The sequence below is a fragment of the Streptomyces flaveolus genome (genome assembly GCF_000716535.1).
In the GTDB taxonomy this organism is placed as follows: Bacteria; Actinomycetota; Actinomycetes; order Streptomycetales; family Streptomycetaceae; genus Streptomyces; species Streptomyces flaveolus_A.
Map to the genome: position 1 here is coordinate 93,423 of NZ_JNWV01000003.1, position 16,479 is coordinate 109,901.

Here is a 16,479-nt window from a genome sequence, read left to right on the forward strand (position 1 = left end):
CCGTGACGACCGATCTGCCGACCGCCGCCGGCCGGGGCACCGTCCGGCGGCTCGCCGGAACCCTGCACCGCAGACCCCGGCTGCGGCTGGCCCTCCTGCTCACCGCCCCGCTGCTCTGGCTCGCCGTCCTCTACCTCGGCTCGCTCGCGGTGCTGTTCGTCTCCGCCTTCTGGACGACGGACTCCTTCACCTCCCAGGTGGTGAAGGTCTGGTCGACGGACAACTTCCACGCGCTGTTCACGACTCCGGTCTTCCGTCAGGTGATCCTGCGCAGCGTCGGGGTGGCCCTCGCGGTGACCGCGCTGTGCGCGGTGATCGCCTTCCCGGTCGCCTTCTACACCGCCCGCGTGGCCCGGCCCAAGTGGCGTCCGCTGCTCGTCGTGGCCATCCTCACCCCGCTGTGGGCGAGCTACCTGGTCAAGGTGTACGCCTGGCGGCTGATCCTCTCCGAGGGCGGCCTCGCCGACTGGATGCTCGCGCCGTTCGGGCTGAGCGGCCCCGGCTACGGCCTGCCCGCCACGGTCCTCACCCTGACCTACCTCTGGCTGCCGTACATGATCCTGCCGATCCACACGGCGCTGGAACAGCTCCCGGCCAACCTGCTCGACGCCTCCGCCGACCTCGGCGCACGGCCGGGACGGACCTTCCGTTCGGTCGTCCTGCCCATGGTGCTGCCCTCGGTCGCCGCCGGCTCGGTGTTCACCTTCTCGCTCAGCCTCGGCGACTACATCACCGTGCAGATCGTCGGCGGCAAGACCCAGCTGATCGGCAACCTCGTCTACTCCAACATCGAACTCAACCTGCCCATGGCCGCCGCCCTCGGCACCGTGCCCGTGGCCGTGATCGTCCTGTACCTGCTGGCGATCCGCCGCACGGGCGCCCTGAACAGCCTGTAGCCCGCCCGCACACCCGGAGAACTCGGAGAAGAAGGCCGCCATGCACCTCAGCCGCACCGCGCGCATCGCCCTGCGCATCGGCGCCGGGCTCGGCTTCGCGGTGATCTACGTCCCGCTGCTGCTCGTCCTGGTCAACTCCCTCAACCCGGACCGCAGCGCGAGCTGGCCGCCGCCGGGCCTCACCGTGCGCTGGTGGTCGGTGGCCGCGCACAACTCCGGTGCCCGCGAAGCCCTGTGGGTGTCGGTGAAGGCGGGGCTGGGCGCGACCGCCGTCGCGCTGGTCCTCGGCACGCTGATCGCGTTCGCCGTGGCCCGGCACCGCTTCTTCGGCCGGGACACGGTGTCCTTCGTCGTGGTGCTGCCGATCGCGCTGCCCGGCATCGTCACGGGGATCGCCCTCAACTCGGCCTTCAGCACGGTGCTGGAGCCGCTCGGTGTGGGGCTCGGCCTGTTCACCGTGATCGTCGGGCACGCCACCTTCTGCATCGTCGTGGTCTTCAACAACGTGGTGGCCCGGCTCCGCCGTACGGCCCGCTCGTACGAGGAGGCGGCCATGGACCTCGGCGCGACCACCTTCCGCGCCTTCGTGGACATCACCTTCCCGCTGGTCCGCTCCGCGCTGCTGGCGGGCGGCCTGCTCGCCTTCGCCCTGTCCTTCGACGAGATCGTGGTCACCACGTTCACCGCGGGGCCGGGCATCGAGACGCTGCCCATCTGGATCTTCGACAACATGACCCGGCCGCAGCAGGCGCCGGTGGTGAACGTCGTGGCCGCCGTCCTCGTCCTGCTGTCGGTGATCCCGATCTACCTCGCCCAGCGGCTGTCGGCGGACACGGCGACGTCCAGCCGGGTGTGAACGGCGACGACACCCGCGCGGTGCGGGCCCCCCGGGTCCGGGCTGATGCAAACCTGCGCCCATGAAGAACCCTCCCGCCATCACCCGTTACGTCGACCGGGTCACCGCCGGCCCGGGCGGCGCGATGACCGACGAGGCCGGCGTCATCACCGGCGATCTCACCGTCGCGACCATCCTGAGCCCCGACGGCCACAGCGTGCGCGTCGCCATCCAGCACTCCGGCAGCGACACCTGGTACACGCTCGCCGGCAGTCCCGCCCCGGTGCCCGCCGGGCAGCTCGCGGCCTACCACCGTGACCTGCTCGGCCGGATCCGCCGTGGGGGCGGCACCCGGGCCACCTGAGCCGGCGCGCCCCGGGCAGGCCGGCCCGTCCCCGGGTTTCGGCGCGGGCCCCCGGGGGAGTCGGTGCGCGTGGTCTCGTACGGAGCGGAACAGCGCGTGTACCTGCCCGCGCTCAGTGCCGGCTGGCTGACCCAGACCTTCGTGCACTGGGCGTACTCGCCCGACCAGGTGCAGCGCCTGCTGCCCGACGGTCTGGTGGTGGACACGTTCGACGGCGCCGCGTGGGTGAGCCTCACCCCGTTCGTCATGGCCGACGTGCGCCCGCCCGGGTTCCCCCTCGCCCTGCCCTCGTTCCCCGAGACCAACCTGCGGACCTATGTGCGCGACCGGAACGGCCGGGACGGGCTCTGGTTCCTGTCCATCGAGGTGTCCTCCCCGGTGATGCTGGCCGCCCGCGCCGTCGGGGTGCCATACCACGTCGGCCGGCTGGAGGTGGCGCGGCGCGGGGACGCCGTGGTCTACACAGGCGCCCGGCGGGGCGGCGGGCCCTCCTACGAGGTGGCCGTCCGCCCGGGCGAGCCGGTCCGTCCCGGCCCCCGGGACGTCTGGCTGACCTCGCGCTGGCGGGCGTTCACCCGGCGGCTCGGCGCGCTCTGGGAGACGCCCGTCGAGCACGCGCCCTGGCCGGTGCGCGAGGCACGGCTCGGCACCGTCGAGGAGACCCTCACCCGGGCGGCGGGGTTGCCGCCGCCCACGACCGCACCGCTGGTGCACTACTCGGACGGCCTGCACAAGGTGCGCCTGGGCCTCTCGCACCCCGTACGGCCGGCTCGCGGCCGGGGTTCGGGCGACGGCCCGCCGGCCACACCGCATCCACGACCCCACTGCACGAACGAAGGAGGCGCGCGATGAACCGTCCCGCCACACCCCGGCCCCAGAGCACGGGCGGCGCCGACATGAAGCTGCTCGGCATCTACCTCAACGACCACCTCGCCGGTGCCACGGCGGGGACCCAGCGGATCGGCCACCTGGTGCGGTCCACCCGGGGTTCCGCGCTCGGCAGAGCCCTCCGGCCGGTCGCCGTGGAGATCGGCGAGGACCGTGCGGCACTGCTGGACATCATGCGGGACCTGGACGTGCCGGTGCGGCGCGCCAAGGTCTGCGCCGGCTGGACGGCCGAGAAGGTGGCGCGCCTGAAGCTGAACGGCCGTCTGGTACGGCGTTCTCCGCTCAGTACGGTGCTGGAGCTGGAGGCGATGCGGCTGGCGGTCGAGGGCAAGGCGGCGGGGTGGCTCACCCTGCGCCGGCTCGCCACGACCGACAAGCGTCTGGACCCCGGCCGGCTCGACACCCTTCTGGAACGGGCCCGGCGTCAGCAGGACACCGTGGAGGAGTGGCGCCTGCGCCAGGCGGACACGGCGCTGCGCACGGCCGCCCCGGCCCCGGCGTGACCTCCGGTCCCCGCCCGGCGAACCCGACCACCGGCCGACCCCTCCGCCGAGCGACCGGCCCCCTGCACCGGCCTGGCCGGCCCCGGCACCGACCAGCACGCCCCGAGCCGCGACCAAGCAGACCCCAGCCACTGACGAGGACACCTCGACCCCTGACCGGCAGACCCCGGCACCGACCGGAACCACACGGACACCGGCCGGCAGACCACAAACACCGACCAGCACGCCCCAGGCACCGACCAGCACGTCCTCGCGGAGCGATCGACCGGCACGCCGCGAGCCCCGACCGGCACACCCCGAACCCCGACCAGCACGCCCCGCGGAGCGACCGGCACGCCCCGGCGCGGGGAGGCACCGGTCGACCCGCGGCGGGCCCTGCCGTTCCGTAGCCTGAGAAGGCCCGAAGCTCCTCCGGGAGACCGACCCGCAGGCAGGAGACGGTCGTGATCGAACTGGCCGCGGCGTTCGCCGTCGCGGGAGCGGCGAGCAACGCCGTGGGCACCGCCTTCCAGCGCAAGGCGGCGTCCGTCTCCCGGGGCAGCGGGGTCCGGCTGGTCGCGGAGCTGGCACGCCGGCCGGTCTGGCTGATCGGCATGGCCGGGGTGGTCTGCGCCGCGCTGTTCCAGAGCCTGGCCCTGGTCAACGGCCCGCTCGCGCTGGTCCAGCCGCTCTTCATCCTGGAGCTGCCCTTCGCGCTGCTCGTCGCCGCCCCGCTGATGCACCGGCGGCTGCCGTCCTGGGGCTGGTGGGGGGTGGGCGGCTGCGTGGCCGGGCTCGCCCTCCTGCTGGTCGCCGCCGCCCCGCACGGCGCCGCCGACCAGGCGCGGCTCGTCCGCTGGATCCCGGCCCTGTGTCTGTGTCTCGGCGCGATGGCCGTGGCCGTCCTGCTGGCCGGCCGGGGGCGTCCGCCGGCCCGGCGCGCCGCGCTGCTGGCGGGCGCGTCCGCGACGGGCAACGCCCTGACCGCCGCCCTGCTGAAGTCGGCCTCCGGCACGTTCGCCGACCACGGCTTCGCGGCGTTCCTGCGGTCGTGGCAGACGTACGGCTTCGCGCTGGCCGGGGTGGCCGCCGTGATCCTGCTGGAGAACGCGCTCCAGGCCGGGCCGCTGGCCGCCGCGCAACCCGCGCTGACCATCGGCGACGCGGTGGTGAGCCTGGCCCTGGGCGTCTTCCTGTTCGGGGAGCGGATCCGGACGGGCTGGTGGCTCGTACCGGAGGCGTGCGGGGCCCTGATGATCGTGGCGGGCGTGCTGGTCCTCAGCCGGGCCGTCCAGCGCATCGTCATACTGCCGGTCCCGGCCGAGGAACGGCACCCCGCGACGTGAGGTCGTTCAGCGGCCCCCGGTCACTCGGAGGCCTCCCTCAGCCCTCGACGGGGCGGCGGGCGTAGACCTCGATCTCGATCTTCATGCGGGGGTCGGACAGACCGCACTGCAGCATGGTGGCGGCCGGGCGGACGTCACCGAAGCGGCGGCGCAGCACCGGCCAGCAGGGCTCGAAGTCGGCGCGGTCCGGCAGCAGGTAGCGCACGCGCACCACGTCGGCGAAGGTGCACCCCGCCTCGGCCAGCGCGGCCCCGATGTTGCGCAGACACTGCTCGGCCTGCTCCACCACGTCCTCGGATATCGTCATGGTGGTGTAGTCGAACCCGGTGGTCCCGGAGACATGCACCCGGTCGCCGTCGACCACGGCACGGGCGTAACCGATCTGTTCCTCGAAGGTGGAGCCGCTGAGGATCGCGCGTCGTTCCGTCATGGGCCGCACGCTAGGTGATCGGCGTTCGGCACGTCCAACAGTCCGTGCGCCGCGGCCGTCTCACTGCTCGGCCCGCACCCGGTGCCGGCTCATGACGGAGACCCGGTTGAAGGCGTTGATGGTGACGGCCACCCAGATCACCGCGGATATCTGGTCCTCGGTGAGGACGTCCCGCGCCGCCGCGTAGGCGGCGTCCTGCGCGGCGGTTCCGGTCGCGTCCGTGGTCGCCTCGGCGAGGGCCAGGGCGGCTCGCTCGGCGGGCGTGAAGAGGTCGGTGTCGCGCCAGGCGGCGAGCACGCCGAGGCGCTGCGGGGTGTCTCCCGCGCGCAGCGCCGCCCGGGTGTGCAGGTGCAGGCAGTAGGCGCAGCCGTTCATCTGGGACACACGGAGGTTGACCAGTTCGACCAGCACGCGGTCCAGGCCCGCGTCGGCGGTGACGGCGCGCACCGCCTCGGACGTCTGCACCAGCGCGTGGTACGCCTTCGGGCTCTGCTTGTCGATGTAGATCCGCCGGTCGGCGCCGGCCGGGACGGGACTGGTCAACCTGGGCTCCTCCGCACGGCAGCTTTGTTGAACGTGAAACTATCACGACCGGCCCGGAGGTGCGGAGGCGGCAGGGCTACCAGGTGACCGGGAGTTCGCGGGCACAGTGGATCACCGCGCCGAGCTCGCCCAGGGACGCCCGACACGGCGGCGAGGCAGTGGTCCAGGCCGCGCAGGACCCGGCGCGGTCACCACGTCACCGGGAGTTCCCGCAGCGGCCGGGTCAACAGGCCGTCCACGACCCGGAGTTCACCGGGCGGCACGGCGAGTTCGAGACCGGGCAGGCGGCGCAGCAGGACGCCGAGCACGGTCTGCATCTCGATGCGGGCCAGGGCCTGCCCCAGGCAGGAGTGCGGGCCGGCCCCGAAGGCGAGGTGGGGGTTGGGCGTGCGCGCGACGTCCAGGTCGTGGGCGTCGGCGAAGGCGCTCTCGTCGCGGTTGGCCGCGGCCATGTTGCACACCACCGTCGCGCCGCGCGGTACGACCGTGTCGCCGGCCTCGAAGTCCTCGTGGACGTACCGGATCATGCCGAAGCCGGCGCCGTTGGGGTCGAAGCGGAGCACCTCCTCCACGGCCGGACGGATCAGCGAGGGGTCGGCGAGCACACGCTCCCACCGGCCGGGCCGGTCGGCCAGCAGATGGGCGACCATCGCCGTGATGAAGCCGGCGGTCGTCTCGTGTCCGGCGATGAGCAGCGCCTGCCCGGTGGCGGTGAGCGCGGCGTCGGACATGGGCCGGCCCTCCGCGTCCGTCGCCGTGATGAGCAGGGTGAGCAGGTCCGCGTCGCCCTCGGCCGGCTCCCCCGCCCGCACCGCCGCGCGCTTGTCCGCGATCAGGCCGGCCATGTGGTCGGCGAACGCGGTGTAGGCGGCCTCGATCTCCTGCCGCGTGTACCTCGTCATGCTCAGGAACGTGTCGGACCAGCGTTTGAACCGGTCCCGGTCCCGCTCCGGGACGCCGAGCATCGAGCAGATCACGAAGACCGGCAGCGGGAAGGCCAGGTGGGTGAGGAGGTCGGCGGGCCGCCCGGCCGCCAGCATGCCGTCGATCAGCCGGTCGGACATGGCCTCGATCCGCGGCCCGAGGGCACGCATGCGGGGCGCGGTGAACCAGCGGCCGAGCATCCGCCGCCAGCGTTCGTGCCCTTCGGCGTTGAGCGTCCGGGCCATCGGGCTGGTGAAGATGCTCGACTCGCCCTCGGCGACGCGGGCCGCGCCGGGGCTGTTCGCGCCCTCACGGCTCAGCCGGGGGTCGCTGAGCGCGCGCCGGACGTCGGCGTAGCGGGTCAGCAGGGTCGCCTCGTCCCCGCTGGGCAGCGTCACCCTCGCCACGGGGCACCGCTGCCGCAGCTCCGCCCACCGGGCGGGCGGTTCCAGTGCGGCGGGGCCGGTCAGCGGATAGCGGAAGGGCGGTGTGTCCTGTTCCCGCACCTCGGTCATGCGTGCCTCCAGGGGGCGGCCGGTCCAAGCGGACTCTCGACCTCCACTAAAGTTAAAGCACATGCTTTAAGCAAGCGCCTGACGGAGTGAGGCGGGTGGAGAGTCCGGGAAGCGGGAGCGTCGGTCCGCGCCCCGGCGGAGCGCGGACCGACGGGCGACCCGGTGGTCAGCCGGTGGGGCAGATCAGGTCGGCGGGCGGGAGGTGGCCGGTCGCCAAATAGCGGTTGACCGCGCCGTCCACGCACCGGCTGCCGAAGACTCCGTACACCGCGTGCTGGTCCGCTCCGCGCAGCGTCACCAGGCGGGAGCTGGGCCAGTTGCGGCGCACCGCCTCGGCCATGGGGTAGACCGTGCGCGGATCGCCGGTGGCGTTGACGAGCAGGGTGGGCAGGTCGTCGCGGACCGTCGTCGGGCGTTCGCGCGGCGGCGCCCAGAACGCGCACGCGTTGATGTTGTTCGTGACGGGCGCGAACAGCGTGTCCCGGCTGCCGGCACGCCGGAGATCGCGCCAGTACGTCTCCGGGTCGCGCGGCGCGGCCACGTCCCCGCACAGGATGGCGGTCTGTGCGCTGCCGTAGGAGGACTCGTGCCCGGTCAGCACGAACTCCAGCGCCGAGGCCAGCCACGGCGAGGGGGTGACCCGCCGGCCGTCGGCGGCCCGTCGCAGGTCCCGCACGCCCCGGGCGAAGTCGCCGTACGCCGTGGGGTCGTCCTGCGAGAGACCGTTGAAGACGATGACGGGCAGGACGTGGTCGTCCACCCGGTACCCGCCGACACGCAGGGGCGTGCGGGCGGCCGCCGACCGGACCGCCTCCACGGTGGCCAGTACAGCGGTCCCGGTGCGCCCGAGTCCGTAGGTCGCGTGGTGGGCGGCGGTCCAGTCGGCCCAGTCGCGCAGGGCGTGCCGGTTGGCCTCCTCCGTGCCCCGCAGCAGCCGCGGACCGTAGCGGGCGGGGTCGGCCACGCCGTCCAGGACGACCCGGTCGGTGCGCCAGGGGAACATCGTCGCGTACACCTGACCGAGGTAGGTGCCGTAGGAGTAGCCGAGGTAGGAGATCCTGCGCTCGCCCAGCGCCGCCCGGATGACGTCCATGTCGCGCGCGGTGTTCCGGGTGGTGGCGTACGGCAACAGGTCACCGGCGTGGGTGCGGCAGCGGCGGGCGAGGTCGGCGGAGAGGGCGACCGTGCGCTCGAAGCCGGCGCGGCCGGTGCCGGCGCCGCGGATCATGCTGCCGGTGGGCCAGTGGCAGTCCAGCGTGGTGCTGCGGCCGACGAAGCGGGGGTCCACGCCGACCACGTCGTAGCGTTCGGCGACGTCCTTCATGGCCTTGCGCACCCACGGCGGATCACCGAGCGTCTGTCCGCCCGGCCCGCCGCTGTTGAGCAAAAGCGCGCCGACGCGGTGGGCGGTGTCGGTGCCCCGGATCCGGGATATCGCGACGGTGATCGTACGGCCGTAGGGGCGCTTGTAGTCCAACGGCACGGTGACGTCGGCGCATTGGGCGCCGGCCTGTTCGAGTTCCTTGCCGGTGGCGTCGTCGGGGCCGAGGCGGCAGCTCTTCCAGTGCAGGTGCTGGTGGTGGTAGCGGGCGAGGGGGTCCGCGGCCGGCCGGGCCGAGGCGGCCGACGCGGGGGCGGTGCCCAGGGCCAGGGCGCCCGCGAGGGACAGGGCGACGGCCGCCGGGCCGCGGGAGAGGAGGCGACGTGGACGGGTCGCGTGGGTCATGCGGGGTTCCTTTCGGTGGACGGGCCCTCGCAGAGGGCTGTGTCGACGACGTCGAGGAAGTCCTGTTCGGCCTGGAGCGTGGCGGGCACCTCGTTCAGGGCGACGGCTGCGGCGCGGCCGTCCGGGCCGGTCGCGACCAGCGCCCGGTGGCCGCCGGGCACGGTCCCGGCGTGCCCCCACCAGCTGCCGCCGCAGGACAGCGGTGAGGAGATCAGGCCGAGCCCGTAGCGGGCGCCGGGCCAGAGCCGGTCGGGGTCGGCGGCCACCGTGCGCCGCATCTCGGCGCGTTGTGCCGCGGGCAGCAGCCGGCCGGTGAGCAGCGCGCGGGCGAACCGGCTCAGGTCGGCCGGCGTGGACACCAGGGCCCCGCCGACCCCGCCGAAGGTCGTGTTCCAGGCGGTGCCGTCCACCCGGCGGCCGTCGTCCGCGGTGAAGTAGCTGTGCGAGTGCGGGCCCCGGATGCGGGTGTCGTCTCCGGGCCAGTACGTGTCGCGCAGCCCCAGGGGCGCGATGATCCGGCGGGTGATCTCCGTCTCCGGACTGTGGCCGGTGACCTCGCGCACGATCATTCCGGCGACGAGGTAGTTCGTGGTCGCGTAGTGCCAGGTCTGCTCCGGGCGCGGCAGCCGCAGGGCGCGGGCGATGAGCCGGCGCGGCTCGAAGTGGCGGTACCGCAGTCGTTCGATGTGCTGCCACTCGGGTGCGTCGAGGTAGTCGGGCAGCCCGCTGGTGTGCTGGAGGAGCTGCCGTACGGTGATCCGGCGGCCGTCGTACCCGCCGGTGCGGATCAGGCCCGGCAGGTAGCATGCGACGGGCGCGTCCAGGGACAGCCGCCGCTCGGCGGCGAGTTGCAGCACGACCGTCGCGGTGAACGTCTTGGTGACGCTGCCGACGCGCAGCCGGTCGGTGGCGTTCATGGGGCGGCCGGTGCGCAGCTCGGCCACGCCGTCGGCCGCCGTCCAGCGGGCGCAGGGGGCGTCCGGGTCGGTGCCGGTGACCAGGACCGCGGCGCCGGCGATCCGGTCGTGTGCCACGAGGTGGTGCACGGACCGGTTGAGCGCCGGGTGCGGGCCGCAGGCGCGGGGCGCGTCGCGGGGCGGCTGCGCGGCGGCGGCCGGGGCGACGGCCACCAGGCAGGCGGTGACCAGGGCCGCGAGGCCGGTGCGCCGACGCAATGCGGAACGCGGTGGTCGGGAGGCGGAACCCGGTGGACGGGCTGCGGGGCTCGATAAGGAGATCGCCATGCCCCCTGACGCTAGGCACCGCCCGGGCCGCCCTCACTCCGGCGGGCAGGCGATTGCGGGCGGGGGACAGCACCAGCGCGCACCCGGTGGCGAGCCCCCGTACGCGCCTCACACCCCTCGGACATCCGTACCAAGGGTGAACGGCGGGCGTTGTGCCGTATCCGGAACCCGGGGCTGACACCCTGGACGGGACGAGGGGGTCCGCTCATCGCTGCGGGGGGGGCAGGCGTGACGGTTGAGGGCAGCGGCTCCGCCCGGAGGGTGCCGCGGCACGTGGCCTGTGTGATGGACGGCAACGGCCGCTGGGCGGCGCGGCGTTCACTGCCGCGTACGTCGGGTCACCGCGCGGCGGAGACGACGGTGATCGACGTCATCGAGGCGGCACGGACGGCGGGCGTGGAGTGGCTGAGCCTGTACGCGTTCTCCACCGAGAACTGGCAGCGCCCGATTGCCGAGGTCGACTTCCTGATGCGGCTGGTCCGCCGCGTGGTGCGCAAGCACGCCGCGCTGCTGCACGCGCGCGGGATCCGCTGCCGGTTCCTCGGGGTGGCGGATCCGCGCATCCCCCCGGCGCTGGCCCGGGACTTCGCCGATCTGATGACGCTGACCGGCGAGAACCGGGGCATGACGCTGACCGTCGCCTTCGACCACGGCGGGCGCCGGGACATCGTGGCGGCGGCACGGTCCCTGATCCGCAGCGGGGTGCCTGCCGAGGCCGTGGACGAGCGGAGCTTCGCCGCTCATCTGCCCTTCCCCGACACCCCCGACGTGGACCTCGTCATCCGGACCTCCGGGGAACAGCGCATCTCCAACTTCATGCTCTGGCAGGTCGCCTACGCGGAGTGGATGTTCCCGCCGGTGCTCTGGCCCGACTTCCGCGCGCCGCACTTCGCGGAGTGCCTGCGCGCCTACCAGCAGCGCGACCGTCGCTTCGGCGGCGTGACGCCCGACGCGAACGGAGAACGACGACCGTGACGGACACGGGCAGCAACGAGCCCAGGAACACCGGCACCGAGGCCGGGGTCGGCCGACTCTTCGGCGAGGGGGGTCAGTTCCACGCGTTCTTCAACGATCCGCGCTGGGCTCTGGCCATCATCCGGGGGACCGTGCTGGAGGCCGCGCACCCGCAGATCGGCGGGGCCCTGATCGACAACTCCACGTTCGTGACGCACCCGTGGCGACGGCTGCGCAACACGGTCGTGAGCCTGCAGCGCATGTTCGGACCCGACGACGAGGTACGGCGCAGGGAGGCGGCCCGGCTCAACCGGCTGCACTCCCGGCTCAGCGGCACCGACGCGCACGACCGGCCCTACGACGCGATGGACCCCGGGGTGCGGGCCTGGGTGGTCGCGACGCTCTTCGAGAGCAGCGTCACGATGTGCCGCCTGAGCGGACAGCCCCTGGAGCAGGACGCCATCGAGCGGCTCTACGCCGAATTCCGGGCCTACCTCGCCCTGTTGGACGGTGACGCCGGTCATCTTCCGCCCACGGTCCAGGAGTTCTGGTCGTACTACGACCGGGTGGTCGAGGAGCAGTTGGAGAACACGGAGGCGATGCGGGTCATCCTCTACCGGCTCTTCGACCATCTGCCCGCGCCGCCGCTGCTGCACGGTCTGCCCACGCTGTGGGCGGCCGGCCGCGCGCTCGTCGGCCCGCTCATCGGTGTGATCACCGTGGCGTCCCTCCCGGAGGCCTTCCGGCGGCGGGCGGGGCTGCCCGAGCTGCCCGGCGCCCAGACCCTGATGCAGAGCGCCTACCTGACCGTCGGCCTCGCCCGGTTCCTCCCCGACGGTCTGATCCGGACCGACGCCGTCGTCGACCTGCTCTCCCTCTCCCTCTCCTCCGACAGCGACGACCCCCGGGCCCGGACGATCAGCGCGCTGCGGGACCGGATGAAGCGGGCCGGGGCCCTGGTCCGGCTGATCACACCCCTGCCGCCGGAGGAACCGGACCCCGACGCGGGGGGCGCGGCGCGGCGGGGTGCGGAGGAGTTCTTCGCGGCGGTGCTGGACCAGACCGGGGACGGCTATCTGGACTGGCCCGACCTCGCCGCCATGGCCCGGGAACTCGCCGGCCGTCTCGACCTGGACGAGCCGGAGGAGACGCGGCTCTACGACGCCTTCGCCGACTGGTGGCGGGAGCTCCAGGCGGCCCTCGACACCGACGGCGACGGCCGCGTCAGCGCTCAGGAGTACGCGGCGGCCGTGCCGTCGCTCGCCGGGCCCGCGCTGATCAGGGTCGCCGAGGTCCTCTTCGACGTCACAGACGCGAACGGCGACCAGCGCGTCGACGCGGACGAGTACCGGGCGCTGTTCCGCACCGGGTTCCGGCGGGACATGGCCGGCGCCGACGGCACGTACGCGCGGGGCGCCTTCGTGCGGGACTTCCTGGCCTTCATGTCGGGCCGGGAGCGCTCCACGCCGTACGACCCGCTGCTCGCCGACGCCTGACCATCGGCCCCGGTGCGGCGGCGCCCGTCAGCCGAGGCCGAGGACGTTCAGGGTGTGTTCGGCCATGCGCCGCTCGCCGAGGGCGTTGGGGTGGACCGGGACGACGTTCTGCCCGAACAGCAGCGGCTCGATCCACCGGGTGCCGACGGCCTGACAGGCGTCGTGCCCGGCCGAGACCTCGGAGAAGTCCACATAGGTGGCCCCCGTCTCCTCGGCGGCGCGCCGGACCACGGCGTTGAGGTGCGCCTGGAGTGCGTGCAGGTAGGGCACGTCGCCGGTGGCGACCGGCAGTCTGACGAAGCAGGACGGGTCGGCGGTGGCGGGCGTGATCCACGGGTAGCCCAGCACCGCCACCCGGGCTTGCGGGGCCTTGGCGCGGACGCTGCGGAGGGCGGTCTTCAGCGCGGGATAGGTGTGGGCGTCGATCTCGTCGTCGAAGGACGTGCCGTACCGGTCCTCGCAGGGACTGCCCTTGCCGCCGCTGAGGACTCCGGCGGTGCCGCAGGCGGTGATGGCGTTGATGAAGGTGCCGTTGTCGTTGCCGCCGATGGTGAGGGTCACCAGGTCGGTGTCGGCGGTGACCGCGTCGGCCTGGGGGGCGACGCCGGGGTACTGGGCCTCGGTGAAGTCCTTGGTCTGGGCGGCGCCACAGGTCACGTCCGTCAGCCGGGCCGCGGTCCGGGCGGCGATGACGTGGGGATAGTTGGCCGTGGAGCGCAGGCAGAGCGGACTGGTGAGGTCGACGGGGAGGACACCGGAGGCGGCACTGTAACTGTCCCCGAGGGCGGCGTAGTTCAGGGGGGTGGTGGCCTGGGCGGGGGCCGTGGCGAGGCCGAGGACCAGTGCGCCGACGGCCGCGGAGGTCGCGGTGAGGACTCGGCGCAGGGTGGGTACGGGCATGCGGTGCTCTCCCCTCTCGGGACAGGACGGGGGCGGACGGGCATGGCGGTGCCGTGGGCATGGCGGTGCCGTGGCATGGCGGTGCCGTGGCATGGCGGTGCCGTGGGCGTGCCGGCGTGCCGGCGCACGAGAACGGGACGGCTCGATCGAGCCGAGGGCGTGCGGGACGACGCGGAGGGCTGGGGCGTGGGGCGTGCAGGACGACGCGAGGACGTACGGGACGGCCGCGAGATGCGGGCCGTGGGGTGACGGCGGGGTTACCGCGGGGTACTACCGCTAGGTAATGTGAGGCCGCCGCATCGCGGAGTCAACATTGTCGACAGAACTTCTTGAAAGTCGGAGCGGACTGATAGTGCGGGCGTTTAGGGGGCACTCGTAGGCAAGGAGCCCCGTCATCAGCTGGAGGCACGCCATGATCGCCCTCGGCATCATCCTGCTCATCATCGGCTTCATCACCGGCATCTCGATCCTGTGGACCATCGGCGTCATCCTGCTGGTGGTGGGAGCCATCCTGTGGATCATGGGGTCCATGGGACACGCGGTCGCCGGCCGCCGTCACTACTGGTGAGCGGCCGCTCCGGACGAGCGGCCACCAATGATCCGTCCCGGCGGGCGCTGAGCGCTCGCCGGGCGGCGCATGCGGTCCTGGGCGCCCGAGGCGGCCAGGACCGCGACATCGGAACGTGACGGCGTCCCGCCGGATGTCACGGTTCGTCACCAGCGCGCCGTAGCGGCGGGCACCGCCGCTCCCTCGGCGCCGGTCACCGGCGGGCGCGCCTCGCGTACGTGTCCGTCGCCGCGACCAGCGCTTCCGCCATGCCGGCGGCCCGGACGGCGTGGCCGACGTCGTCCGCGATCACCAGCTCGCTGCCCGGCCAGGCGTGGTGGAGCCGCCAGACGATGCCGAGAAGGTTGCCGAAGTCGAGGCTGCCCTGGACGAGGGTGCCGGGAATGCCCTTGAGCCGGCGGGCATCGCGGAGCACCACGCCGTCGCGGTCCCGCTCCCCCGACTTCACTCCGTCCTCGGAGTTCCCGCCGTCGCCGAGGAAGTGGCCGTTGCCCCAGTAGTGCGTGACGGTGCGGGCGAAGCCCTGGCGGAAGACGGGGTCCTCGAAGCGCTCGACGGAGCGTGGGGGCGCGGGGATCGTGGCCGTCTCCCAGTCGGTCCAGGCCCGCGCGGCCCGCTCCCGCACGTCGGGGTCGGGGGATTCGAGCAGCCGGTTGTAGGCCGCGGCGAGGTTGCCGTTCCGGTCCTCGGCCGACAGGCCGGACAGGAAGGCCTCGAAGGCCGCCGGGAACAGTCTGCCCAGTCCCCGGGTCAGGAGTTCCACCTCGGCGTCGGACCCGGTGGCGACCCCCGTCAGGACCAGTTCGGAGACGACACCGGGGTGCGTCTGGGCGTAGCGCAGCGCGAGGACGGAGCCCCAGGACACGCCCCACACCAGCCATCGTTCGATGCCCAGGTGCCGGCGCAGCAGTTCCAGGTCGGCCAGGAGGTGGGCCGTCGTGTTGACGCCCATGTCGGTGTCGTGGTGGCTCGCGTGCGGGGTGGACCGGCCGCTGCCGCGCTGGTCGAGCAGGACGATCCGGTAGGCGGCCGGGTCGAACAGGCGGCGGGCGTACGGGGTGCAGCCGGAGCCCGGTCCGCCGTGCAGGACGAGCGCGGGCTTGCCGTCGGGGTTGCCGCAGGTCTCCCAGTGGATGTGGTTGCCGTCGCCGACGGCGAGCAGTCCCTGCGCGTACGGCTCGATCTCCGGATAGAGGGGCATGCGGGCACCGTAGCGTCCGGGCCGGGACGGTGTCCGCCGGGATCGCACGCCGCGGGCGGAGAGGCGATCTTTCCGTTGCGAGACGGCCGGCGGTTGCCGGTGCCGGCGTCGGGCGACTGTTCCGGACGCGCCCCGGAACTGTCCGTGATCCGTAACAGACGGATCCTTCGCTCAACCCCGGCCGTCCTGCCAGGTGCAACGGGTGCGCAGAGCACCGGCACGGCACAGGCATCGGCACGGCAGGGGGCGGACGGACATGGCGCGGCACGGTGGACGGGCATGGTACGGCAGGGTGGTCGCGGCGGCGGTCGGGGTCACGGCGGTGGCCGCCGCCACCTCGGTGTGGACGGCGCAGGCCGGCCAGACCGGCGGCGGGTCGGCCGCACCGGGAGCCTCCGCCCGGGCCGCCGCGCCCAAGGCACACTCCGTGTCCGCCACCATCGCCCACTCCTCCGACCGGGGCCAGCACGCGGTGAACATCACCATCGACGACGGCCCGGACCCGGTCTGGACCCCGCAGGTGCTCCAAGTGCTGCGTGACAACGGCGTGAAGGCGACGTTCTGCATGGTCGGCACCCAGGCCCAGGCGCAGCCGGAGCTGGTCCGGCAGGTGGTGGCCGCCGGGCACCGGCTCTGCGACCACACGGTGTCGCACGACACCACCATGGACACCAAGTCGCAGGCTTACCAGGCGCAGCAGATCGAGGACGCCGAGCGGCAGATCACCAAGGCGTCGGGCGGGGTACGGCCGATGTACTACCGGGCGCCGGGCGGCGCGTTCACCCCGTACAGCCGGAAGCTCGCGGCCTCGCACGGGATGCGGCCGCTCGGCTGGAACGTCGACTCCAAGGACTTCGAGCGGCCGGGCAGCGACGCGATCATCGCGACCGTCGAGCGGGAGCTGCCGGGCGGTCCCACGATCCTCTTCCACGACGCGGGCGGCGACCGCTCCCAGACGGTGACGGCCCTGCGCACCCTGCTGCCGTGGCTGAAGCAGCAGGGGTACGCCTTCGGCTTCCCGGTGCGCTGACCACCCAACCACTCCATGGGCGGCGGGCGTTGCACGGAGTGCGTCCGGCGGTCACAGAGTGGTGGAGACCTCTTGTGGCGTGTTCATGCAGTCCCTAGCCTCCGATGTGTTGTGCACAGCGAAACCGCCATTGCGCA

At 73.5% G+C, this 16,479-nt stretch carries 17 protein-coding genes; 10 read left to right on the forward strand and 7 right to left on the reverse strand.

Going from position 1 to position 16,479, the window contains the following annotated elements; genetic code table 11:
- Nucleotides 1–2 precede the first annotated feature (2 nt).
- The 6 genes from OO52_RS02915 to OO52_RS02940 all read left to right on the forward strand — a co-directional run bounded on the left by OO52_RS02915 (nt 3) and on the right by OO52_RS02940 (nt 4,811).
- Nucleotides 3–896 (forward strand): ABC transporter permease, encoded by an 894-nt coding sequence (locus tag OO52_RS02915; protein WP_037628542.1) that lies wholly within the window; start codon nt 3–5, stop codon nt 894–896.
- Nucleotides 897–936: 40 nt separating this feature from the next.
- Nucleotides 937–1,752, forward strand: a complete 816-nt coding sequence (locus OO52_RS02920) for an ABC transporter permease (RefSeq protein WP_030640590.1) — start codon at nt 937–939, stop codon at nt 1,750–1,752.
- 61 nt (nt 1,753–1,813) lie between these two features.
- Entirely contained in the window at nt 1,814–2,095 is a 282-nt protein-coding gene (locus OO52_RS02925; RefSeq protein ID WP_030640592.1) for a hypothetical protein, read from the forward strand.
- 96 nt (nt 2,096–2,191) lie between these two features.
- Nucleotides 2,192–2,947: a YqjF family protein gene (locus tag OO52_RS02930; RefSeq protein WP_030640594.1), complete on the forward strand. Its 756-nt coding sequence runs from the start codon at nt 2,192–2,194 to the stop codon at nt 2,945–2,947.
- A complete protein-coding gene (locus OO52_RS02935) occupies nt 2,944–3,486 on the forward strand; it encodes a hypothetical protein (RefSeq protein WP_030640596.1) in 543 nt (180 codons plus the stop codon). Before OO52_RS02930 ends, OO52_RS02935 begins: the two co-directional genes overlap by 4 nt.
- Nucleotides 3,487–3,929: 443 nt before the next feature.
- Complete coding sequence (locus tag OO52_RS02940) at nt 3,930–4,811, forward strand: DMT family transporter (RefSeq protein WP_030640598.1); 882 nt, start codon at nt 3,930–3,932, stop codon at nt 4,809–4,811.
- A gap of 37 nt (nt 4,812–4,848) precedes the next feature.
- On the opposite strand, the gene OO52_RS02945 is transcribed toward OO52_RS02940, so the two are convergent.
- From OO52_RS02945 to OO52_RS02965, 5 genes are all read right to left on the reverse strand, one after another.
- Nucleotides 4,849–5,241, reverse strand: a complete 393-nt coding sequence (locus OO52_RS02945; protein WP_030640600.1) for a RidA family protein — start codon at nt 5,239–5,241, stop codon at nt 4,849–4,851.
- 60 nt (nt 5,242–5,301) lie between these two features.
- The gene (locus tag OO52_RS02950) at nt 5,302–5,784 is read right to left on the reverse strand and encodes a carboxymuconolactone decarboxylase family protein (RefSeq protein WP_030640602.1); all 483 of its coding nucleotides are present in this window, start codon (nt 5,782–5,784) and stop codon (nt 5,302–5,304) included.
- Nucleotides 5,785–5,972: 188 nt separating this feature from the next.
- Nucleotides 5,973–7,223 carry a cytochrome P450 gene (locus OO52_RS02955; protein ID WP_030640604.1) on the reverse strand — a complete coding sequence of 417 codons (1,251 nt, stop codon included), beginning with the start codon at nt 7,221–7,223 and terminating at the stop codon, nt 5,973–5,975.
- A 166-nt stretch (nt 7,224–7,389) separates the two neighbouring features.
- A complete protein-coding gene (locus tag OO52_RS02960; RefSeq protein ID WP_030640606.1) occupies nt 7,390–8,949 on the reverse strand; it encodes an alpha/beta fold hydrolase in 1,560 nt (519 codons plus the stop codon).
- Complete coding sequence (locus tag OO52_RS02965) at nt 8,946–10,079, reverse strand: serine hydrolase domain-containing protein (RefSeq protein ID WP_030640608.1); 1,134 nt, start codon at nt 10,077–10,079, stop codon at nt 8,946–8,948. Before OO52_RS02965 ends, OO52_RS02960 begins: the two co-directional genes overlap by 4 nt.
- 399 nt (nt 10,080–10,478) lie before the next feature.
- Here OO52_RS02965 and uppS point away from each other — a divergent pair, with 399 nt between their 5' ends.
- The gene (gene uppS, locus OO52_RS02970) at nt 10,479–11,168 is read left to right on the forward strand and encodes a polyprenyl diphosphate synthase (RefSeq protein ID WP_030640610.1); all 690 of its coding nucleotides are present in this window, start codon (nt 10,479–10,481) and stop codon (nt 11,166–11,168) included.
- Complete coding sequence (locus OO52_RS02975) at nt 11,165–12,643, forward strand: oxygenase MpaB family protein (RefSeq protein WP_030640612.1); 1,479 nt, start codon at nt 11,165–11,167, stop codon at nt 12,641–12,643. Before uppS ends, OO52_RS02975 begins: the two co-directional genes overlap by 4 nt.
- Nucleotides 12,644–12,670: 27 nt before the next feature.
- Here OO52_RS02975 and OO52_RS02980 read toward each other — a convergent pair whose 3' ends face one another.
- Nucleotides 12,671–13,543: an SGNH/GDSL hydrolase family protein gene (locus OO52_RS02980; protein ID WP_030640615.1), complete on the reverse strand. Its 873-nt coding sequence runs from the start codon at nt 13,541–13,543 to the stop codon at nt 12,671–12,673.
- Nucleotides 13,544–13,955: 412 nt separating this feature from the next.
- On the opposite strand from OO52_RS02980, the gene OO52_RS51355 reads away from it, so the two are divergent.
- Nucleotides 13,956–14,111 (forward strand): DUF6131 family protein, encoded by a 156-nt coding sequence (locus OO52_RS51355; protein ID WP_014676832.1) that lies wholly within the window; start codon nt 13,956–13,958, stop codon nt 14,109–14,111.
- A 193-nt stretch (nt 14,112–14,304) separates the two neighbouring features.
- On the opposite strand, the gene pip is transcribed toward OO52_RS51355, so the two are convergent.
- Nucleotides 14,305–15,312 (reverse strand): prolyl aminopeptidase, encoded by a 1,008-nt coding sequence (gene pip / locus OO52_RS02985; RefSeq protein WP_030640617.1) that lies wholly within the window; start codon nt 15,310–15,312, stop codon nt 14,305–14,307.
- A gap of 256 nt (nt 15,313–15,568) precedes the next feature.
- Here pip and OO52_RS02990 point away from each other — a divergent pair, with 256 nt between their 5' ends.
- Entirely contained in the window at nt 15,569–16,342 is a 774-nt protein-coding gene (locus tag OO52_RS02990; RefSeq protein WP_030640619.1) for a polysaccharide deacetylase family protein, read from the forward strand.
- The last annotated feature ends 137 nt before the right edge of the window (nt 16,343–16,479 follow it).